Origin of the sequence: Pseudomonas azadiae (assembly GCF_019145355.1) — a bacterium.
Lineage (GTDB): Bacteria > Pseudomonadota > Gammaproteobacteria > Pseudomonadales > Pseudomonadaceae > Aquipseudomonas > Aquipseudomonas azadiae.
Genome location: NZ_JAHSTY010000002.1, coordinates 1,017,838 through 1,039,814, shown reverse-complemented (window position 1 = coordinate 1,039,814; position 21,977 = coordinate 1,017,838). Strand labels below are relative to the sequence as shown.

18 protein-coding genes and 1 pseudogene are annotated in these 21,977 nt (G+C 51.0%); 10 read left to right on the top strand and 9 right to left on the bottom strand.

Annotated features, from left to right (window positions below; genetic code table 11):
* Positions 1-65: 65 nt before the first annotated feature.
* The 5 genes from KVG91_RS21140 to KVG91_RS21120 all read left to right on the top strand — a co-directional run bounded on the left by KVG91_RS21140 (position 66) and on the right by KVG91_RS21120 (position 6,440).
* Complete coding sequence (locus KVG91_RS21140; protein WP_169374463.1) at positions 66-701, top strand: hypothetical protein; 636 nt, start codon at positions 66-68, stop codon at positions 699-701.
* Positions 698-1,900, top strand: coding sequence for an XRE family transcriptional regulator (locus KVG91_RS21135; RefSeq protein WP_169374464.1), 1,203 nt, complete (start codon positions 698-700; stop codon positions 1,898-1,900). Before KVG91_RS21140 ends, KVG91_RS21135 begins: the two co-directional genes overlap by 4 nt.
* Positions 1,901-2,397: 497 nt before the next feature.
* Positions 2,398-3,555 carry an ATP-binding protein gene (locus KVG91_RS21130; protein WP_106579768.1) on the top strand — a complete coding sequence of 386 codons (1,158 nt, stop codon included), beginning with the start codon at positions 2,398-2,400 and terminating at the stop codon, positions 3,553-3,555.
* A 1-nt stretch (position 3,556) separates the two neighbouring features.
* Positions 3,557-5,779, top strand: a complete 2,223-nt coding sequence (locus KVG91_RS21125; RefSeq protein ID WP_169374465.1) for a hypothetical protein — start codon at positions 3,557-3,559, stop codon at positions 5,777-5,779.
* A 124-nt stretch (positions 5,780-5,903) separates the two neighbouring features.
* Positions 5,904-6,440: a hypothetical protein gene (locus KVG91_RS21120; RefSeq protein ID WP_225927031.1), complete on the top strand. Its 537-nt coding sequence runs from the start codon at positions 5,904-5,906 to the stop codon at positions 6,438-6,440.
* A gap of 105 nt (positions 6,441-6,545) precedes the next feature.
* Here KVG91_RS21120 and KVG91_RS21115 read toward each other — a convergent pair whose 3' ends face one another.
* Positions 6,546-8,993, bottom strand: a complete 2,448-nt coding sequence (locus KVG91_RS21115; RefSeq protein WP_169374466.1) for a UvrD-helicase domain-containing protein — start codon at positions 8,991-8,993, stop codon at positions 6,546-6,548.
* Positions 8,994-9,321: 328 nt separating this feature from the next.
* Between KVG91_RS21115 and KVG91_RS21110 the strand changes: the two genes are divergently transcribed.
* Complete coding sequence (locus KVG91_RS21110; RefSeq protein WP_169374467.1) at positions 9,322-10,143, top strand: DUF6602 domain-containing protein; 822 nt, start codon at positions 9,322-9,324, stop codon at positions 10,141-10,143.
* A 282-nt stretch (positions 10,144-10,425) separates the two neighbouring features.
* Here the strand turns inward: KVG91_RS21110 and KVG91_RS21105 are convergent, their stop codons facing one another.
* The 5 genes from KVG91_RS21105 to KVG91_RS21085 form a co-directional block, all read right to left on the bottom strand.
* Positions 10,426-11,715 (bottom strand): DUF4200 domain-containing protein, encoded by a 1,290-nt coding sequence (locus KVG91_RS21105; protein WP_169374468.1) that lies wholly within the window; start codon positions 11,713-11,715, stop codon positions 10,426-10,428.
* Between the two features lie 530 nt (positions 11,716-12,245).
* Positions 12,246-12,755 carry an SLATT domain-containing protein gene (locus tag KVG91_RS21100; RefSeq protein WP_099311814.1) on the bottom strand — a complete coding sequence of 170 codons (510 nt, stop codon included), beginning with the start codon at positions 12,753-12,755 and terminating at the stop codon, positions 12,246-12,248.
* 136 nt (positions 12,756-12,891) lie between these two features.
* The gene (locus KVG91_RS21095; protein WP_225927030.1) at positions 12,892-13,674 is read right to left on the bottom strand and encodes a DUF4253 domain-containing protein; all 783 of its coding nucleotides are present in this window, start codon (positions 13,672-13,674) and stop codon (positions 12,892-12,894) included.
* A gap of 157 nt (positions 13,675-13,831) precedes the next feature.
* Positions 13,832-14,110: a hypothetical protein gene (locus tag KVG91_RS21090; RefSeq protein WP_169375480.1), complete on the bottom strand. Its 279-nt coding sequence runs from the start codon at positions 14,108-14,110 to the stop codon at positions 13,832-13,834.
* 32 nt (positions 14,111-14,142) lie between these two features.
* Entirely contained in the window at positions 14,143-15,195 is a 1,053-nt protein-coding gene (locus KVG91_RS21085; protein ID WP_169375481.1) for a DUF4062 domain-containing protein, read from the bottom strand.
* Between the two features lie 130 nt (positions 15,196-15,325).
* Here KVG91_RS21085 and KVG91_RS27635 point away from each other — a divergent pair.
* The 3 genes and pseudogenes from KVG91_RS27635 to KVG91_RS21065 form a co-directional block, all read left to right on the top strand.
* A pseudogene (locus tag KVG91_RS27635) lies at positions 15,326-15,828 on the top strand (DUF4113 domain-containing protein); the annotation flags it as partial.
* A gap of 234 nt (positions 15,829-16,062) precedes the next feature.
* Positions 16,063-17,622, top strand: a complete 1,560-nt coding sequence (locus KVG91_RS21070; RefSeq protein WP_217894934.1) for a caspase family protein — start codon at positions 16,063-16,065, stop codon at positions 17,620-17,622.
* Between the two features lie 190 nt (positions 17,623-17,812).
* Positions 17,813-18,940 (top strand): SMEK domain-containing protein, encoded by a 1,128-nt coding sequence (locus KVG91_RS21065; RefSeq protein ID WP_169375482.1) that lies wholly within the window; start codon positions 17,813-17,815, stop codon positions 18,938-18,940.
* Between the two features lie 684 nt (positions 18,941-19,624).
* Here KVG91_RS21065 and KVG91_RS21060 read toward each other — a convergent pair.
* The 3 genes from KVG91_RS21060 to KVG91_RS28075 all read right to left on the bottom strand — a co-directional run bounded on the left by KVG91_RS21060 (position 19,625) and on the right by KVG91_RS28075 (position 20,995).
* Entirely contained in the window at positions 19,625-20,008 is a 384-nt protein-coding gene (locus KVG91_RS21060; protein WP_169375483.1) for a hypothetical protein, read from the bottom strand.
* Positions 20,009-20,098: 90 nt separating this feature from the next.
* Positions 20,099-20,389: a hypothetical protein gene (locus KVG91_RS21055; protein ID WP_225927029.1), complete on the bottom strand. Its 291-nt coding sequence runs from the start codon at positions 20,387-20,389 to the stop codon at positions 20,099-20,101.
* Between the two features lie 210 nt (positions 20,390-20,599).
* On the bottom strand, positions 20,600-20,995 hold the full coding sequence (locus KVG91_RS28075; protein ID WP_404822429.1) for a DUF6957 family protein: 396 nt from the start codon (positions 20,993-20,995) through the stop codon (positions 20,600-20,602).
* A 239-nt stretch (positions 20,996-21,234) separates the two neighbouring features.
* Between KVG91_RS28075 and KVG91_RS28070 the strand changes: the two genes are divergently transcribed.
* Positions 21,235-21,732 carry a helix-turn-helix domain-containing protein gene (locus tag KVG91_RS28070; protein ID WP_098465999.1) on the top strand — a complete coding sequence of 166 codons (498 nt, stop codon included), beginning with the start codon at positions 21,235-21,237 and terminating at the stop codon, positions 21,730-21,732.
* Positions 21,733-21,977: the final 245 nt, after the last annotated feature.

The window sequence follows — 21,977 nt, the reverse complement described above, 5'->3', positions numbered from 1 at the left end:
AAAACCTACACACACGAAATTTTTCAGGTATATAATCTCGCCAACCGAAACCTGAGCATGACTAAATGACCCCAAACCCAGACGCCATCGCCGCTTTGCTAATCGCCAACGTTCCGCGCGACCTTGTGATGGGTGTCGAAGACGCCTTTGCTGCCGGTGCGCTACAAGCTTTCGGGGTGACGAAGGAGGTGAGTAAGCAGCGCAAAACTGCTCTGGGGCACATGCGGCACATCCTGATGAACGAGCGCTTCAGCGACTTGTTGGAGGCATCCAACGCTGAATTGATCTCCCCCCAAGGCAACCGCGTGATAGTGGGTCTGGCTGGGATGTTTAAATTCGCGCGCTTGAACATGAACACGACGAACTGGAATCGACCCACTCGTAGCATCATCCGACGTGAACTCGCCGAAGCGAACGAAGCCATGAGCCAACTGGTACAGCCGTCCCTTTTTGGGCCTCAGGATGTGACCTCGGGGGCATTTTTCTTCGTCGCACGCTTCAGTGGTTCACTGCATCACCATCCTGAAAAACCACTGCAGGTTTACATCGCTGTGCCCAATCCGAAGATGGACGGATGGCTGTTTCGGGAACCTTTGAGCCAGTTCCTAGATCGCTATGAAGCAGCACCGAAACAAGCCGACAACGCAACAGTAAAACTTAAACCAGGCATTATCGAGCTTGGAGGACAGGAAGAAACATGAGCCGGGGCATCACAGATTTCCAGCCAGGTCGATTGATTCAAGCATTGGCTGCCCGCGTGCTTTCGCAAGTACAGCTCGCTGCAATGGTCGGCGTGTCACCCGCGACCATCAGCAAGTGGAAGTCGGGACAGCAGGCACCCGAGGCGGAGGCGCTAGACAGTCTCTCCAAGGTCATCAATGTCAGCCCTGAATGGTTCACCCGCCCTCTTCCAAAGAAGGGCTCGTTGCCTCTTTTCCGGAGCAACGCGTCCGCGCACGTCTCTGCGAGGGCAATGCTGGAAGCACGGCTAGAATGGACGCAGGATATCGTGCTGGCGATGAACGAATTCGTGGATTTTCCGGACGTAAATCTGCCAGTGAGGTCGTTCACCGATCCTCAGCAAATCGCCAACTCCGACATCGAGGAAGCTGCCAGTGAATGCAGAGACCTCTGGAGTCTTGGCCGCCGGGCAATTCCTGATTTGGCACTAGCTGTAGAGGGTGCGGGCATTATCGTGGTGCGAGAAGAAACCGGTATCGCGCCAATCGAAGGCCTTTCAGCATGGAGTCACGAACTTCAACGGCCATTGATTCTCTTGTCGGCCGATAAAGGTAATAGCTTTCGCAGTCGATTTGACCTGGCGCATGAGCTCGGCCATCTCATCCTTCACAAGGGCATAGAGCGCTCAACCGACCCTGAACGCTACAAGCTGATGGAGTCGCAGGCTCATCGGTTCGCCGGAGCTTTCCTGCTACCGGCAGAAACGTTTGCTGCCGATGTGAGGACTCCGGTCACGCTGGACAGCCTACTGCTGCTCAAACAGCGCTGGGGCGTCTCTGTCGCGGCCATGATCATGCGTCTCGAGGCTCTCAAGATTATCGACGCGGATGCAAAGCTCGTATTGTTCAAGCGCAGGTCAGCCAGGTGGGGAGCTAAATCCGAGCCAGGTGATGATGCGCGCGCCCCTGAACAACCTCGGCTACTGAAGCGTACCATCGAGTTGCTGTCGTCTTCTGGAGTTATGCCGATTGAGTCGGTATCGAGCTATATCGGTTTGGCTGCAAACGATATTGAAAAGCTAGCGGGCCTGCCGGAGCGTTATCTGTCCGGTAAAGCTTCGGTCTTCCATCTGGCGAAGCTGAAGTCTATGGTCAGCGGCGATCCGGCCATCAAATCGGGCGACAGTGGCGTGGTGCTTCCCTTCAATCGGGGAAGCTGACCACTCGCTCAGCTCAAAAATGGGCCACAGGGAGCTGCAACATGCGACTCGCCGGCGCTCCCTTTCTGCCCCTCTACAGAGTGACGCTTCAGTTGCAATGGGCCTTCGGGGCTGATCGAAGCACTGTAATCATGATCGCTCCGTTTAGCCTTTTCTTCTCGGGTATAGCCCCTCCTGCACTCCCTGCCTCGGTATAGCAGGTGGCAACGTCACTCGATGCGCCAGCTCTCCAACTCTGGCCTATCGTCCGGTCATTTAAGTGCCAAGGATCTTCATTCATCGTGATTGCTTTGGAGCAGTCGCTCGAATACCGGCATTTTTGCACCCGCCACCTTCCAAGCAGCCGCATGGTTACGTAAAGTTGCTGTCCCTGCCCTCCGAATACGTTTCATTCCCTGCCTGTTTACGTGCGTGGAAATTTCGGCTGGTGACAGCTCCCCGTGCTCCTTGCTTCTAGCGTGGCTCAGCACCCAATCGATGGAATGTCAGAGGTGCTGATGAAAATCACTCGAAGCATGAATACGTATGACATAGAGGAGCTCTACCCTCTGTGTTTCACAGAACGGCAATTGCGGTTACCTGTATCTATGAGTCATGGGGGACTTCTGGGGGTCGACGCATCTCTTGCGCAACTCGTGATCACCTGGGCAAAAGCCCAGAGCAAAAGCACGTTGCACCTCTACGCAGACACTGAAAACGCCCTAGATCAAGTTTCGCAGCTTGCCAAAACGGCGGCAGGTTTAGCCGCGCTGGTAATGAGCTCAGACATTGTGTCGGAAAATCATGATCCGATTGATCGCCGTGCAGCATTGACTGTCATTCGACCAATGATTGAAGCAATGTTCGAAAGTGATCTGAAACACACCTCAGGGGGCAAAGGGGCTCGCCCCAAGGTGATTAACCTCTTCAGTATCAACCACGCGCAGATGGAGTACATCAAGCCTTTCTACTACGGGGGAGGAGAACCTGAAGTCCATAAGTGGCCAACCTTCTCCACCTTGATCGAAGACTTGTCATCAGTAATGCACACCAGGCATGAGCGCAATGCGTTGATGCGCAGTGGCCTTAGCGCCTTGGGCACTGTCCTTGAAGAGCTGATATCGAACGCTGACGAACATGCGTCATGCGATTTGATGGGGGTCAAATACAAAAAGGGCTTGCGTGGCATGACAGTCAAAGCAAGTCGCATCAGCAAAATGGAGATCAAGAATTACTCCCACACTGAGCCCGAATTTGCGCGTTTCGTCATCAGGCACATGGTCAAAGATGTCGATGCGCTCGACTTTCTAGAGCTATCGATCATCGACAGCGGCCCTGGCCTCGCAAGACGTTGGCTTTCGAAAAATGAAGGTGCACCGCTTGAGTTGTTGGACAAGCTGTCACTTGATGAGGAGCTCCAAGCTACCCTCGACTGCTTCAAAAAACACGTCACCACCAAGCCGTCGAAGGAATCGGGTATGGGTCTGCATAACGCCGTTCAGGCTTTCAACAAGCTTCAAGCCTATGTTCGGTTACGCACAGGCAGACTTTGCCTCTCACAAGCGTTTCAAGGGCACGAAGGCGAGGTGGCGTATCACCCCAAAAAATGGAGCGGTGGTGGTGAGCTCGAAGCCGCTGAAGGGACTGTCTTCACCATCTGCATCCCGGTGAACTGACATGTCCGATCTTTACGATTTCGAAGTATCTCTCGCGGCTTCATCTGAGGCTGAGCCCGCACAGGTTGTGGTGTTCTTCACAGGCCCTGATGCCATCACAGATATCCAGGTGACGGATGCGCTGCAGAAGCGCCTACCCGGCTACATCCTGCCAGATCACTTAATCTTCCTCATACCGCAGTGTTTTGAGGAGCAGATTCAGAAGCAGTGCCAAGATAAAGCCTCTCCATTATCCAGCGCCTTGCAGCGTCGGAATGCAAACTCTTCGCTGAGCTATGGATTTGCGTATCACGATGGCCACGGCAGCATCACCAAATACCAGAATATTTCTGGTGCCCCGAAAAATATTTCCAAACTGCTACAGAACGGCACCGCGAAAATCGTCAAGGCCGGCATGGAGAAACTGGTCAAGTGCACCTCAGTGTTGACCAAAGCCCCGGCTGGCTTTTTGTTTTCGAAGCCCTCGTCACGTTCCGCAAATTATTTCATTCGGGCTGAAAATCTTCTCTCCGAGACACTGCACGCCCACTTTCTTGCATTTGCTTCGCTGAAGATGCTCAAACAAGCTGCTACAAGCACGTTGGGTGAGCCCGACACGATCTACCTCGACACTATGGCTTTCTTGCCCATAGCCCTTTCAATGCAGCTTTATCAGGCCCGGTTTGGAAAACCTACTATCCAGACCATCAGATCTTTCCATTCGCACGAGGGGCTGAAGGATGGGCGTTTGCCTGGCGCCAATGCTGCCCTTTGCCTGATCTCTGCCTCATCTACGTGTGGGTTGGCCGACCAGTGGATTCGAGTCAACAGCGCTCCCCCATCTCGAGTCGCTACGGTTTTGTCGTTCTCCAAGAAGTCTGAAAGCTGCACTATTGTCCATACTCTGGAACGTCCTCAGGATTTCGAAATGCTCGCTGAGTCCGAAACTTCGGAAGCACGACAGACCATCCGGATTCACGGCGAGCGCTTTATCGCAGAACACACTGAAACAAGGCTGTTAAACATCAGCATGGATCATCTGCCGGATGACCTTCAGGTGAAGTTTGACTCCTTCATAGGCAAGGGGCTTTTCAGATGTGTAACGCCCATCCAAGGAGGAGAAAGACGGCGCACAGTTCACGTAGACAAGGAAAAACTGGTCGAGACTGACGGCTTCAAGACCTGGTTCAAAAAATGCCTCGACCAAGAGTCGCCCGCGTCGACCAAGCTGATCATCCATGATAAAGACTCGGCGAGTGAGAAACTCGCGACGGAAGCTTTGGAATATCTGACTGAAAGAGGCCTGACCTGCACCAAGATCAGCGAAGAAGACTTCAACCAAGACGAAGAGCTTCATGGATCAGTTATTGTGGTTGCAGCTGCAGCAGAGCGTGGGACTATTCTGCAGAGAATCAGTAGACGGCTGCGAAGCGCCCAGAAATCAGGAACTCGCCTCTACATCGTCGGAGCCCTCTTCGGTCGAACCTACGAGCTGATGAAAGACCTGAGTTCCAATCTGACGCAACCACCGAAGGGTGAGCGCCGGTACGTTTTCAAGGCCTTCATGGAGATTCCCGCCGGCAGCGCTGTGTGCAGTAATCACTGGGCCAAAGAGAAAGACATAATCAACAAGCTAGTCGCCTTTGGTGATGAGAACTTGCTGCTGATCAAACACCGCGCTGATCAGTTGGCTGCCGAGGAAGCATCCGGCCTATCGTCCCAGGCATTCTGGCCAAGCAGTTTCACGAACGAAGAGATGAAGCTTACTGATGGCTTCGCGTTCGTGAACGGGAAGGAGGATGTCAAAAAGGCTTCGACTGTAGACATCTTCTTGACCATCCTTTGGATTTTGCAGAACGCCCGGGAAGGGGCAAAAATCAAGGACGCGAAACGACTGGAGTCTGGTGAGTTACAGCAGGTGCTGCTGTCGCCGGATGTGTTCTCCAGGTATGACGACGGAATCATCCAGTCGGCATTTCTCAGAGCGGCGCTTCCCACGGAGCTGGATTACAGTGCTCACGAGATCTACAGCGCAGCGATGGCGGACATCATTCTGCGCGTGGCGAAGGGCTACTCGTATGAGCGCGGCGAAGCGGCAATGGAATTCATAATCGCATTGGCCATAGAAAAGATTCGACTGCATAAAGAGGTGGACAAGAAGCTGAGAGCAACGCTGAAAGCGACGTTGAGGACAAAAATAGCTGACCTCTCGCTGCTTCTCGACGGTGACCCCTCTCCTTTCTAACCTGCACGGAAGACCTGTGAGAGCTGCCGGCTGTTGCCGCTGGCGGTGCCAACCTGACTAGCATCAAGGGTATACCCAATTTCCCTGGTAACCCCCTGGGTACGGATAAGTGCGGTGGGTTCGGTTGAACACCGTCACTGCCCCGTATTTAAGGTATCAGCTGTATGCAGGTATGTTTCAACACGCAAGCCTTCCTAGCGCCATCGAGTCATCCATCGCTAAAATTTTCACGGCATACCGGCATAAACTGGCGACGGCTCGACGCCCTGCTGACGAGGAACGCGCCCTCGCCTACTGCCAATGGAAGCTGAATCTCCGGATCACTGGCTGCATCTTCAAAGGCAAACGTCTTGGCTGGGCAGCCTACTTCTGCCAGATCACCATGACGTCTCAGTTGCGGGCGTTTAACCACACGGTCGGCAAGCTGACAAATCGCTTCTGCCCAAGGGGCGAGATTCATCCAAAGTCTCTGATCAAGACCTTCTACGAGCTGCAGCGGGGCATGAAAGCCAATAACGGCTACATTCCGAACCTCGATGCTCTCACAATGAGCCAGAAGCGCGAGAAACTTGCCATGTGGCTCGGCGATGATGCGCTTAAGCTAAGTGACGCAGAAGTGGAGCGCCGATTTGAAATCAAAGCCAGCAAGGCTGTGCGGTAGCTGGAAGAGTATATAGCTCAAACCTCCTGACCGCGTAGCCACTGCGCCTTTCTGTATTCCCGCACGTCGCCTGCAGATATTAGATATGACGAACAAGGGCCCTAGCTAGCGTCCCTTGACTACTTTGCGTTTGATCCCATCTGAAGGTGGTGCAGGACGAGGCGTCACAACATTCCAATAGGCCTGATCCCCCTTGATATAACGACTTGCCTTCTCCGACGCAGGTACCTTTTCGTCCCAGGAAACATACCAATAGCAGTAGGTGACGGCCCGAGTGATGGCGACGTAGGCTGTTCGCAGCGCCTCCTGCTGCTGTGCCCTGTCGTAACCGCAGGGCTCGCCCGGATTCGCCATACCGGCCTGGGCATAGAAATCGTTTCTCGAAGGCGATGACGTGGTGACCTCGCAATCCCCCAGCAAAAAGACGGCGTCAGCCTGCAAGCCCTTCGAGGAGTGGTAGGTCAGAAACTTGACGGCCTTGTCTCGCTTGTCTTCACGAGCTCTCTCAATGACGACGCTGAGTTTTGCTTTGGCATCTTTTTTGGTGTCGCGTTTACGGTAAAGAATAAGGATCGAGTTGCCAGCGTCGTAATGGTGTTCGGCCATCTGGATTAGGTGCTCCCAGTCAAGCTCTCGAACCTCTACCGGTACCTGGTTGCCGATCACACGCTTGTTGACCGCAACACCGTGCTTGTTGTCAAAACCTGGTGTCTGGTTGACTATTGCTTCCGCCGCATCAACAACCATTTGATGTGATCGATGGTTTTCCTGCATGAACACCTGTGTCTGCTTCGGCGACCTAAACTCCTTGTCGAACTCCATCAGAAAACGTGGAGAGCTGCCACGCCATCCATAGATGCTTTGCCAATCGTCCCCCACCGCCATCACCGAGGCATAAGCTGGCGCACCCAAGGTTTTAGCGGCCAACCCGCGTAGTTCGATTTCCTTGAAGGTCGCCCTGACCCAAGAGATTGTGTTCGCCCCAACATCTTGGAATTCGTCGATGAGCAGCGTGGTCATGGGGCGAAGTACGCTGTCCGGTACTGCCTTAAAATTTTGCTGACCACGTTCGCTGAACATCGCAAACATACTGTTGAACGTCATTACCGGCGGACTCATCTGCAGCAGTCGCTCGTTGAACGCGGCCCAGTAAATACTCATCGCATGGAAAAATGGCGTGTCGGGCTCGCCCTTGTACAAGGTCATATTTTTGACCGCCTCAATGGCGTCCAGGCCCAGGTTTTCGATGAAGGATGCATTGACAAAAAATGCCTCCAAAATATAACTGGAGCTAATCTCTCCCTTGACCTTGTACTGGAATTTCGGGCATCCATTTATCCGACCTTTGAGGGCGTCAACCGACCGCGATGCATCGACATAACTGTTCAGATAAACAACCCGTGGACTGCAAAACGCTTGAAACAGCGTCCGCTTGTCGCGCACGTGCTTACGCATGAACCAACCATATTGGTGATCAAGCTTAATTTCATTTGGTTCGGTATCGTCGACCCCTAGTATCACGTAGGTATCGAAATCGGGAATATATCCGTTCACACGGAAGTTTTTCCCAAGCAGTCGGACGGTCTTCCGTGCAGGCTCTATCCCATCAATTGGCCAATAACCGGCAGCTTCCCAAAGACCTTCAAGTTGAGCGCACAACGCATCATCGATATTCGCCATTTGCCAGGCCTTATCCTGGCGCTCCAGAACGTCTGGATGGTCTTTATCCATCTCAGCTAGCAATAGTGAGCGTTGATAGAGTTCTCCCATCAGCGAGCGAAACTCCGTGTTGCTTTCGTAAAGCTCATGGTATGTCGCGTTCATCAGATCGAGCTGGGTTTCGCCCAGCTTGACATTCAGCATCGAACCGTCCTTTTCGTCCTCACCTGGCTTGTTGTCTAGAAACTCGAAAGTCTTTACATCACTTAGACCATCGATGCTTTTGGCGAAGGACAGAATGCGGGAATGGAACGTGCGGACAATCTCAAGTGACTTCTTCTCGCTGACTTCATAACCCCAAAGGTCAAAAACCTCGCGGACTTTCTTCGCGAAATCCAGCTTGGATTCTTTTGTGAAAGTGACAACCGTCAGACCCGACAAATCAATTTTGAGGTAGTGGTATAGAACGATCAGCCGCAACACCATGGTTGTCGACTTACCACTACCAGCGCCCGCAACTACAGAGGTGGTCGGAGTGGTGGACAAGATCATCTTCCACTGATCTTCAGAGGGAGGTTGATCAGGAAGATATTGCTTCACATCCTGCCGGATCTCAGCAGCCATTTCTGGAGTGATTGCAAATCTCCAGTCCTTGAATAGTGCAGGTTCCTTGATGCCCGGTGGAGCGGGAATCGTAGGTGTGCCAGGACGCAACTCAACAATTAGCTTTCCGTCGTCCAGTCCTTGGGCATGCCCCTGAGAGAAGCCCTCCTCCAAGCCTTTGCTTTTTCCCTGTTCGGTACCGACCAGACGACCCGCATTCCAAGCAGAGGTTTGTTGAAATCCAACGCCGTCTAGGATGGCATTGGTGAGCCAGTTGAAAAAGCCACGCATGGTGGACTGCAGGCTACGGCCAGTCTCCAAGGTAACGTTGTCAGCTGATGAGTCAATCTGAGGTGGTTGAGAATGAGGGTTGGTTGGTCGCGAATCCACTAGCTAAGAGCTCCCTGCAGACTTAGAGCGTGCCAGGAATCCGGGCGCCGCCTCTTCGATATAAAGGCGTAGATTACCACCACAATTGCAACGTCAAGCTTCTAAAGCAGAGGTCACGACAGCCCGAGCCGCCTAATCCGCAGCATGTCCTGACTTGCAAGACCCTGTTTTAGCCAGGAGGATTAATGTCATAGAGGCCTACAAACATCGAGCAACTGGAGGAGGATCAATGAGCTCATACGGTGGATACATCGAGAGGTTGGCCAGGAAAGTCGAAGCGAGGTTGCAGGACATCGAAGCGATCTACAACTTTGACCTTGGTGATGAATTCGAGGTCGCCATATGCGCTTTGCTGGAGGATATTCTGCCAGCCAAGTACGGTGTGTGCCGGGGTTTTGTTGTAGCTGAAAATGGCGAAAAGGCCGGGGATGACCTCATCATTTACGACAAGATGTCCAGCCCCACCCTGCGCTCCGGTATGAGCCGCCAGTATCCGGTAAAAGAACAAATTCCTGTTGACGCGGTGTACGCCTACATCGAATGCAAGCACTCGATCTCGGATTCAGCGGTATTGGCAAAGGCGGTCAGCCAAGCCGAAGCGGTAAAGAAATTGCTGCTCACACGTCGAGGTCGTACCAACCCTGAGTATCAGGTGGATGGGCCGATCTACAACGGTAGGGTCAGAGATTGGCCTCGCACTTACCCTCCACTCAAAAACCAGCCCTTTTGTGCAGTTTTTGCACGCATATACTCACCGGACATTTCAGTTCACAACGTCCAGGGTGAGCACGCCCCCGACCTCATGATTCTTGGAAATGACCACATCGCGACACATACGGTGTACATGGGGCCGGACGGTGTCAAATCGTCGCTCTTTTACGACACCAAGTTCGGGGCGCCGCTGTGCGTGGAAGCTGCCCCTGGCAACGCCTACGGCTTGGGTCTGGTGATCATTCTTCAGGCGTTGAGTTGGGTTGAACTGCTGCCGATTGATTGGACTGAGGCGCTGAGCACCACGTTCTTCGACAACCTGCTCAACCGCAAAACCTAACCTAAGCCCTTATACCTCCCCTACCGCCGGGATCTTCGTCTGGCACGACAATGAGCGCTTCTCTGCGAAATCTACCATCTGTCCATGTAAGCCTGAGTTGCAGGCCAACAACCAATGCTGAAAGATAACGAGCTGGACGAAGACCAGCGCTAATACTGCAAACACCATTGTTATGCTACAGACAGTGAAAGCAGTAGGCCTTTTTGAAAGCCTAGACTTGCGAGTCTTAGCAGGCACAACATCTCCCCAGGGCTTACAGAACGACAAGACGCCCGAATAGACTCAAAACGCTGGAGGCTCCCATCCATTGAAGTGTTTCAACGCGTCCAAATCCCCGATCAATTCTTTCGCTTTAGCCAGCCGCTCGATAATCACGCTCCGTTCATCATCCCCGAGCCTACGCGCGGATCTCTCTATATCGTCAAAGAACGCCTGAATGCTGTTTACCTTTGCCCAAGTCTGAATCACAGCTTCTAGCTGCTCACGGCTATCCTGGATCGCCTTGAGTCGACGTTTTTCCTCTTCTCTTCTTTGCCACTCAGCCATTTGCAATTGATGCTTCTGCCATTCGAGCTCAGCCCTTTCTCGCTCAACCTCCACTTTTTTGGCAAGTCCTGGGGCTTCAGCAATCAAGAATTTGACGATGCTTGGGATTCTGCTGACCAAATCACCAGGCCTGTCCTCGATCCACCGATGAATCCAATCTGCTCGGTAGTAGGGGGAATAAACCTGGAGGCAGAGGCGACCGGTAGGCATGTCGGTACTCATTACCCAATCATTGCGATAAGGAGAGCGACGTTGATTGGTTGGAAGTAAACTTAGTCGAACATATTCCTTGTCTACGTACTTGACCTCGACGTACTCACTGATCTCATAGATGGTCAAACCAAAAACTATGGTTCCTATATAAACCACGGTAGGACGTTGCGGCTGCCATAGCGAAGGATGTATGTACCTCGTTGAGGCCTTTTCCCTGTGATCAACTGGCTCACGATTCATATGCGTAGCAGGATCGCTGAGCGCTACTGCAAGACCTTCTTTCATCAGAGCCAAGTAAAACTGGTTGGCAAAACCTACCGCATGGGCTATCCCGGTACGGCTCACAATTAAATCCGCCATGGAACGTTTTGTGGGCCGTAAATAACCGTTATCGCTTTCCCGAACCTTCTTAAAGTGCTCTTCAATATCTAGTAAAATTGGGTGCCTGCGAGGCAGTGCAGCAGGGACTGGAGATATTTTTCGGTTCGTTTTTTCACGTTCTTTTGGCAAAGATCGCGAAACCTGGAGAGGCGCTCCATTTCGACTCCACGCAGTCAAATCGCCAGGCCGGGATTCGGGCAATAATGGACGCGCTTTAGCTTTGCCCGCTGCGACTTGAGCCCAATACCCCACCGGTGGACGAGGAATATTTAAACTGGTGAAAACTCGAGCCAAATAGCTTGAAGACACCCCATATCGTTCGCCGATTTTGGTCATAGGAGCCGACCAAACCTGTTCATAAAGGGACTCTCTTGTCACGACATCTTCGGACAATTCATCCGCTGAAATGCGAACCTCGGATGTGTCTTCCATGGGCGGGAGCTTTAGTCATTTGGGGGCTGTCAACTGGATGATCATAGCCCATGCATTATGACGATTCAGGGCAATGGCTCGCTCACCAGCCAAGAAGCATTTTCTTCCCGACTTTGCTTCGCGAATCCAGGCGTTTGAGGGCGAATTGCACCGTCATGAGGCGATTTTGATTGACGAAAAAACAAGCGGTGCAAACAGGGCTCCTGATCGGTCTAAAAAATAAAGAAGGCCCTCAAAAAGGGCCCCTTGGGTAGTCAAATCAAAATCACTTGGCCGACAAGACTCAACAGTGTCACTGCCTGCTCTGCCTTCCTCTTCAGCCCGCGTGACTGCAACCTTTTGTCACAATAACCTCGCCGCTGTGGGGTTTGATGTAAACCTTCAGCTGACGAGCTTTCCGTGAGCCGACTTTTGGCGTACGCAACGAAGCATGGTGACCATGCATGGGAATCTAGAGGGTTAATTACCTCCTTAAGGCTGCAGCCATTACTGGCGAGCGCTAAATCAACAAACCATTACTTTATTTATCATCAAACTTCAGATTTTTCCTGTAGAACCCACTCATCTGACACGCCGTGCTTATGCATATAGCCATGTACCGACTTCGGAATATGAGGCGACTCTTTAGCGAGCGAATCTATACGCTGACGTATATTATCCAAACATTCAAAATTATTTGCCCCACCCGATTCAAACATAAACTCCATCTCTCTTCCCAATGCATTGTAATTGGCACCAGCAGCGCGATGTTTTTCAGCAAGTTCTTGATAGCCCAGTGTACTCTGGAGGGCAGTCATTACCGCAGCCAATACACTCATAGCTCCAACCATCACCTGCCAAAAAATATCTATTTGTTGCTGCATACTGGCGAACACCGTAGTTCCAACAGCTGCTGAAAAAACAATTGCCGGGATTGAGATCATTTTATGGATAAATGAATATCGCATAGCGGCACGATAGTGACCCATTCCTATCGACGCCAACCGCGTATACCACTTATATGCCAGTTTTCCAACTTCGGACTCAGACTCAAAACTCATACTCACCCCAAGAGATAATAACGCATTAAATTTTCTTCATCATTAATCTAGCCAATTAAAATTAATACCCCCTAACCCGGCTATAGGTTGACTTTGATGTATAAATCGACTGGCGAGACTTGGCTATTCACGGAGCTCATTCCACGTAACGAAGCCACAGATAAGTCCGACCAGAGATCGCCTGTGCGACTGCAGAAATGCGTGTCTGTAGGTCTTCATCGCTAGTGTTATAGAGCGCACAGAAGTCTTTGGCTACGACGTTAGCAAGTGATGTATCAGGCGGTTCAGCACGAATGAAGCCGATGTAAGAAGCACCTACGCCCATCAACTCATAGCCATGGGCTTCTGAAAAATGACGCGCAACGGCAAAGTTTTTCGCGGGATCCAGATCCGAAGTGAAATAGCCATTCGGAAAAGCCGCGAGTGCCTGGCAGGACTGCTGAACGGGTACCAGGAGCGCTGAAAGAGGCTGCTCTAGAAGAGAGATAGGGTTGTTCTGGTAACCGATCCACTCCTGGAGGGCCTGCTGATCTAGCGTCAAACCATGAGTACAAGCATCCTCGAAAGACGTGGCTGCAACCAGGGTCATGAAATTGCGAAGACAGATTGCGAACTCCTCTTTTGTAGTCGGATAGCCTATGTATTCACCATTCTCAAAGCACTCTGGAGGCAAGCCCGCTATGTCCTGCTCCGATGCATCGTCCATCCCTAAATTATTGCGCGCATGCCCCGAGGTGTAGCGAGCTTGGTGCAGATCATCGAGCGAGATCAGGAGTTTAAAGCCTGGGTGCGCCTCAGCAATCTTACGACGAGCTTCGGTCAAATCGTCAAAGCTGGTAATCCCGCTCACGCCGTACTCATCGCATGTACCTACAGACGGGTTATCACGCATGCCATTACCGCGAAATTCGATATCCATAAACCGTGGCCTGCTCCATGGTGTTACTGAATTGAGTGAGTAATCCTAAGCGCTCCAGGATCATCATCGGAAGATACGCTTCCAAGCGACAGCAGAACTTGGTTTGACTCCCCATGAATGCCCGATGCTCCTTTTCTTATTGATGAGTGTCCGCCTCCTAAGCGGGATAAAACTCGCCCTCCTTCCCCATCTTTTTCAGCCGTTCGCGCACAATTACCTGACCCCTGGCCACGGCAGCTTGATCATCAGAGTTGACCAACTGCAAGCACAGGCGTCGGAAATTCTGATCGTGAGTGCCCTCGCTCATCATCTCGTGGGTGAAGACCTGTTCGCCACGCCACAGGCATAGCTGGGTATGCGTCCCGCAGAGCCATATTTCGTTGATTGATCTTAGGTGGTTGGTAACCAGTTGGTCGACGGTGATTGTGTTATCCATTGCGCTGTACCTTTACGGTGCTCTAAACATCTCTACAAATTCAGCTTGCGACCCATTCGATATAGCGCGTCATCTAACCAACTCTCAAATACACTTTGGGTTGCCGGCAAAAGGAGCTGCCTCTCTTGGAGCAAGCGTTCGGTGCGGTGAGGGATGGAAATGCTCGAAGCTGTGGAAGCTGGTGGCTCCGAAAAAACTTTATTGTCCATGCCAAGCAAAGCTATTTGAAACCAGCCACTCCGACCTTGTGTAACCAGACTAAAAGCAGCAAGCGCGGCGGATCGCGTTTTCGACGGAGAAACGTAATAGGACGAAAACATGTCATTCCGACTTCCTGCATTTCCATTGGAAAGACTGACGGAAACCCACTGCAGACCGTCGTCCTGCATTCGCCACTTGAGTACGTTGGTATCTAGACCCAACGTCTCCGGTTGATCGTGGGGCTTATAGCCGTCTCTAACGGCGCTCAGCCCCTCCTGGCAGACCTTCAAGAAGATCTCGTCCCGCTGAGCATCAGACACTCTCAGCGAACCACTCAGCGCCGGCTGCGGAAGAAATACGAACTCGACAGTAGCGTCGTGACCGTATCCGCTCGATCTGGATTCATTGGGTCGGTGGGCCAGCCTCTGCTCGAATTCCGTTTCGTTAATCGCCGTTTGGTTCTGCCTCAAAAGGCTGAGAGCCTGCACAATTCCATCTGCCAGTTCGTTCGCAGATGAAAATGTCACTCGAAAAAGTCCATCGACGTAATCAGAAACCTCACGCTTAAACGCTTCCTGCTTTTCGTTGGCCGGTATGGTTTCCAAAAAAGCGAGGATGCGTTTGTTTGAAGCTTTAGCGCGTCGGAACTCCTGCTGAGTAACCGACTCACCTGTTTGGGTTTCAAAGCCAAAATCTGCACCCAGCACCAGAACGACTACATCGGCCTGATCCACCTCCAGCATGCACGCGGTTTGCGAGGAGTAAGGTCTGGCGCCAAATTCTTCACTCATTTTTGGCGTGTGCCCTAACAGCATTACCGCTTTTTTTGCAGCTGCGCGATATTCCTCAAAACCTCTTATTACCGAGCTGATAAAAACATTCATGCACCCATCCTCCGATGAAGCTCCTTGGTATGCCCCACATTACACTTTCAGCTCCTATTGTGGAGCAGCATCTTCAGCAGGGCCTACAGGGCCCAGCGCGACTAAAAGCGACATATTTACTATGTAGGGGCTTACGCAGATCGAGCCGATCAAGGAGGCCGTCGCCACCTACACCCAACGCGCGGCGGAAAAGCTCAGAGCGCAAAACTCGCTGTGCAAGAAGATCCGCGTGAGTATCAGGACAGGCATGTTCAATCCCGAAGAAGCGAAGTACGCAAACGGCGCACTCGTAGAACTCCCGTACCCGACAAACGACGTTCGACTCATGACCAAGGCTGCGACCGAAGCGGTCAATCGACTCTTCCGAGCGGGCTTCAAATACAGCAAGGCGGAAGTTCTACTGATGGTTTTCGACAGCCTGGCGAACTCACAGATGACCTATTCGCTCAGTCTCAGCCTGCGATGGCAGACAAAGTGATGAGCGTTTTGAACGAGATCAATGGTCGGTGGGGAAAGGGAATGCTGCGGGTTGCGAGTGTTCCGGTGGCGCCAGGTTGGGCGATGCGCCGAGAGTTGATGAGTCAGAGCTATCCGACGAAGGTAGATCAGTTGTGGACGGTGAGAGCCCGCTAGGGAGGACGCGACCGGCAGCTGCATCTTAAAAAATGCGCCTTCTAAAACGACTACTTACGGCCAGAAATAGACGTTCGACTACGTCCGTTCAAGACCCAAGCAGCCTTTCATGTAATTTTATTATCGTTTATAGCGGACGTTTTCACGCACTTGACGTGCTCTCAAAGCCAAAGACAGAATTGACATTCTAAATGGAGGCTTTTCGCTTCCGAGAGGCGTAAAGGATCAAATGAGTTGAAACGGAAATTCAAAGCAGCTAAGCCCGTTGTAGCTTCGAAAAATCAGACAAAATTCAGTCGAGTGACGGCTTTCATCGTTGCTGTCGAAAATTACCGAATGAATGCCCTACCAGTCGTCGATTATGCGCACGCTGACGCGGAGGCGTTCGCCGAATGGGTAAGTACAGTCTATACAGACCTTGCAGATGCCCCTCCTACTGTGACCCTGCTAAAAGATTCTGACGCAAGTTTAGCCGCCCTGCAGAGTGACCTTGCCTACGCGATACAGACTCTCCAGCCGGAAGAGCTATTCATTTTCTACTATGCCGGACACGGGTTTCACGGTGCCGGTGGCAATCGGCTGAGCGCCTACGATACAAATCGGGTGAACATTGCAGGCACCTCACTGATGATGCGGGACGACCTTCTCGAACCGCTGCAAGCCAGTGCTTGCCAACAAGCGCTGATATTCGTGGATGCATGTGCTGAAAATTTCAAAGGCGTTGTGAAGTCTCGGGATGTCATCTCCAACCTCGAAGCAGATGAGGTTGACGAGTTCCTAAATGAGAACTGGTACCTGGGCGTATTCCTATCATGCTCTCCGGGTGAGAAATCGTTTCCTTCAACGGATTTGAAACACGGCATCTGGACGCATTTTCTGCTTGAAGCATTGAACGGCCGAGCGCCCGACGCCCTGACCCGTGACCGGTGGCTTACCGACATAGGTTTGCGAGACTACCTTCGCAAGGAAGTGCCTCACTACATCACTTATGAGACGACCCTAAAGGCTACCCAGAGACCGCAGGCAATATTAAACGCGAGTGGCTCATTCAAGATCCATCACGTCAAGGAGGAAGCAACTGAACCTTTGGACGCCTCACTTTCTAGCATTAAATTACACAACACCAGTGTTTATCTAGAGGGGGTTGAGACTGGAGCGATTCGGTCGCTTGAAGGCTTCAGCACCGCTAAAAAACACCGAGTACCTACGGATCTAAATGATGCAGCGGAGTTATGGTGCCGTCGTCTGTTAGATGAGCAGGTCGCAGAGTACCTGCAGCACATTTACGATACGTCCAAGAGAGCCCTCACGAACGGTCGTCGACGAGTACGCAAGGAGTATGATCTCGGTATCGGGGATGTTCATTCAGATATCTTTCGATACTCCATCGTTGCAGGACAGAATCCAGATGATCCGGCTGAGTTTGAGATCCGGCGTACATTTGAACTGCGGGAAGGCTGGGAAGCCGAGCGTGATGCCATCGAAGAAATACTGGATCGTAATCTCGATAGTTTGATCATCTCTTTTTCTAGACTGGATGAGAGCTTCGAAGAACTGGTAGATCGGATTGAGGATATAAGTGAGGCTAGCGGGGGGCATGCTGAAGACGATAGTCGTACAGGATCCGTGTCGTACTCACATGACGATACAACCTTTAACTTCAATATCAAAAAGAACCAGCTTGAGATTTGGGTTCGAGGCATGAAAGATCTCGAGTTGCTTGATCAGGTACAGCAAATTCAGCTCGGCATTACTAACAAAAGCCCAATGCTTGCTCCTCCTTTAGATGCATGAATCGTCCGGCCTGCCTAGACGGTCAGATGACTTCGTGTCGACGTGCGATGTCCTTGGTAGAAAGTTCTTGTGGTGCACCTTAACTTTCTTTGCCTTGGCCTAAAGCCAACAAAAACAAGTAGTGATTTGAATCACGCAACGGTAGTTATATCCCATACTACAATTACTAAAGTTCGGATAACCCAAAAACATGAATCGACTTACATATCACAAAAAAATAATAACAGCCCTTTCCTGGCTGAAGTCTCAGGTTGAACTGAATAACAGTATAAGTCTAACTGACATAAATCACGGCGCAGAAGACTTCTATTGCGGTCTTCTAAATTTGATTTATGGCTTTAAGCTAAAAAACATAAACACAATTACTAACAATGCCGCTGCGATAGACTTAGGCGACAACGAGGAAAAAGTTGCCTTTCAGGTTACATCCACCTCCACCCTAACCAAGACGAAATACACCGTCGATAAATTCATAGAGAAAAAACTCTATGAAAAATATGAAAAACTTATAATTCTCAATATCGTAAATAAAGCCACTCATCGGGCCGCTAAAATCGGCAATACCGAATACGAACTTGATACAAAAAATGACATAATTGATGTGGCTGACCTTATCGGGGTAATTGTTAACGATTCGGATCTTATCAAGCTAAAGGCTATTGCAGATTTTTTAGACGCTGAACTTTTTCTCACCACTCACAATCTTCTTCCTCAAGATTTACCAGCATCAAGAGTTTACAGATTTTGGCGTAATGAGATAGAGCCTAGCGATCTCGTTTATTACTGCTGTTTTTTACCATTTTTTTATTATGACGTTCGGCTTTCAGAGCAATTTTTACTACGGCTTCAGTCTTACTTGAAAAAGGCAGACTGGATAATTAAAGACCATGAAGGGGACATGAGTTCGCCTGTGCTTTTAGGCGCCTTAAAAAATTTTAACTCTGTATGTCGCGACCTTATAACTATATGTTTTTTAAATGAAAACAAACACATTGAAGATGATGAATATGCTTACTGGGTAAGCTGTTCGCATCTTGAATATTTTCAGCGAGAAAAATATATTTCATATCGAAAAGGTGTTCTTCAAAGCTTGTTTTATCAGCTCATTAAGGCGGCTAATCATATTATCTCTATAAACAATAGGGATCTGAAAGGCTCACCCCACATGTATATTCAGTTCAAGCAGGATGAGGATGGGATTGAATACTTCCCAGGTTATGATGATCGTGATTTTTCTTACGGAAGGTTATATCCCGGCTATTACGAGGTCGATTATGCCATTCGCCGACAAATCTACCGCGACACATACAAACTATAAGCCGAGATTAGCTATTGCTGGACTCGCCATCGACAAGGGGAAGATTTTTCCACTTAGGTGACGAAACTATTTGGCTGGTGTCAAAACTGCAAAGAAGCCCATTAGGGCCGCTTGCTCTACGTCGTTAAAGGTCTGTATAGGTCGACTTGCCCGGGGTGAAAGGCGGTTATTGGCCGAGAGCGGGAATTCGGAATAGCCCGCATCCAGCCAGGAGCTGCCACTCGGCTGGATCCTTTCGTTTGATTGACGGATGGGGTGTACCCCGTCCCCGACAAGTGAAGCGAACGCTTGAACCGTATGCTCGGGTCTAGGAGTACACGGTACCGGGAGGCATTTTTATGCCGGACAGTGCTCAGTAGCCAACACCATTTCCATAAGCTTCAGATCTAACTCGGACGTGCGCAGCCGCGACAAGGCTAAAACAGAGCCCCGCTCTTTACGTCTTCGAACACCCGTCCCCCCGAGCACACATCGCGCGATGCTGCTCTGGGTACTTAGCCCTAAAAGCGTGTGTGAATAAACTTCTTACACGCTATTTCCTACGCCCTTTATCTAAATATTCTCGATCAATCACGTCTAGCATCTTTTGTAAATTTAGCTACTTTGAAGGTAACGATTTATAAAATCGCATTACTTACTTTATTCCAGAGTTAAGTCAAAACAGAGACTACGATACGTGGCGCATCACTGAAGTATGCACGGAGTGAAATGGAGCTTTTTCTCTGAAAAGCGTAAAAACTCGCGCAAGCTCGCTCTTCCATTGCTCCGCTGAAATGTCGCGAGCACGTACCGAGAATTTACGGTTGTCATAACCCAGAATCTGCCTTCACGTTCAACTTTCAACACATCAGAAGTCCGAATCAGATGGCCATCGCCAAACCGCCCATACTGGTCTTTCCGCTTGTGGCCAAACACCACGCCGATGCCTGCGCGCGCCCTAATGGATACTCCGCAAAGGTACGCTGTGACCGGTAGGTCGAAGCCCTGTTCTTGAGCCCTTATGATTCGTTTCAGATCAAAATCTGTATGGCGTTTGCCGTGAAAATTCACATCTAGTGTGTCCAGCATCGTTGGGCTCCGGTTGCGGTCTTTATGGAGTTATCAAGAATTGCACACGCAACAAGGAGCGCTGGTATCGTGGGGGACTAATGGTAAATTTCAGGCTGATCGAATCATGCTTGAGAGAAAGACAGGCCTTACGTTCGCCAGCGCTTCGATCTGGAAATCTGGTTGATGCGAGGTGTGGTAAACCTCGCCCTCACCCACCTCTAGGACACAGACCTCAGAGCCAATTCTGTCCTCACCTACGCTTAATCTGGTCAACCGCTCCATCTGCCAACCTCCTGTCTTATTCATCCAAGACGGCGTCACAGCCATGATTTCGGTGATACCTAAATCAGAGCCTTGGCTCACCAAAATTTCTTGAAGCTGGCGCGTGTCGTCAATCATCACCGCACACTCGCTGTGCCGCCCCTGGTGTTCGACGCTAAGGGTCAGGTGGTACCAAGGAGTTCGGAGCAGCCTCGACACTCCACGCCAGTTGGATACGCCCTCGCCAAACATTCCTGGGACACCTATGAGGTCGCTGTCTATGGTTCTGAACATGTGTCGCCTCAAGCTGCTGGAGCATGTCAGTTGCTCAGCAGAACCGGTGGGTAATCAGAAAAGGGAAAATATCGCTTCGATAGAAGCAGACTTACGATGGCCTGGCCCGAGCAAGACGTAGACTGAGTTGCGTGTGGCGAACAGGAAACCCTCTTCGAAGGTTGTACCCATACTTGAGCGCACCCAATGGCCTGGCTCGAAACGCCTCTGCTCATCGTCAACAACTTTGTGGGCAAACATAAACATTGGTTGGCAACCGGCAGCGATTACTTTCGCTCGCTCCGCGTCAGTGACTATGGCGTCTAGGATGATCCACTCCTCGACGGCGCATAGGGGCATCCATTTGTAGCGCTTTCTGGCTGCAGACATCGCATCTTGGAGGCTAACTTCTGAGCCAACTAAAGAGGCTCCAGGGTCTCCGAAAAGCCCTGTATCGATCACTCCAACCATGTACAGCCTCCGAAATATTTTACGAGTAATACGCCTGCTCAGCAGAGGCTTGCTGGAAAGTCCGCGCGCCGGTCTTCATGCCCAGCGAAACGCTCTCATCTAATTCCCATAAATTGCCAAAACCAGCTTACAGAAGCTTCGCAATGGGCCGTCCTGACCGCTGTATGCGCAATAATACCTCATTCTGGTATTTAACGGAAACCCTCCTGTGTGGCTATATCCTGACTTTTGAGTGAGCCATGCAGCTTAGAATCGCACTCGCGGGCGCCATCCGAGCACTGCGTAAGCAGCGTCAACTTCGGCACGAAGACCTTTCTGACGCCTCCGCGAAATCCAAACTCAGCGCCCTCGAGCGAGGCGAAACAAGTATTACTCTTGAGAAGTTCGAGAGCCTTGCTGAGGGCCTTCGAATAAACCCTCTGGCCCTCCTAGCTCTTTGTATGTCCCAACAGCAGGACACCCCCTACCCTGTCCTCATTGATGCTGCTTTAAAGCAGCTGCAAGCGTTTGAGAAAGAAGGAGGTCTTGGAATTCTCGCTGAACAGCTCACTGATGGAGCGGTTGCCCCCCGTAAGCCTGGAAAGCCTCAGAACAAGGGAAGCGAAAGCGTCGTTCGCGAGCTTAAGACTGCTGGAATGAATCAATCGCAGATTGCGCGGGAGACGGGGCTGGCTCTATCGACTGTGCATCGATATTGGAAGAGGATTAACGCTACCGAATCTAGAGCTGATTGTTAGAGGACAATGCTGGATTGACGCACGTGCTCTCAAAGGGCTCGGGGCCGTGCGTTGAGATTGAGCTTGGCTTACACGACAACGCGAGGCCGAGCGGAAAGATCGGTTTGCCGCCAAGTGGCTTCGATCACTGGATAACCTTATTTCCGGCTTAATCCATAGCCCCCTGCGCACGAGAACCTCATAAGCGATGGTGCCAGATCCTGATTCAGGATTTACACAAATGCGACATTAATGTCTTTTTCGAA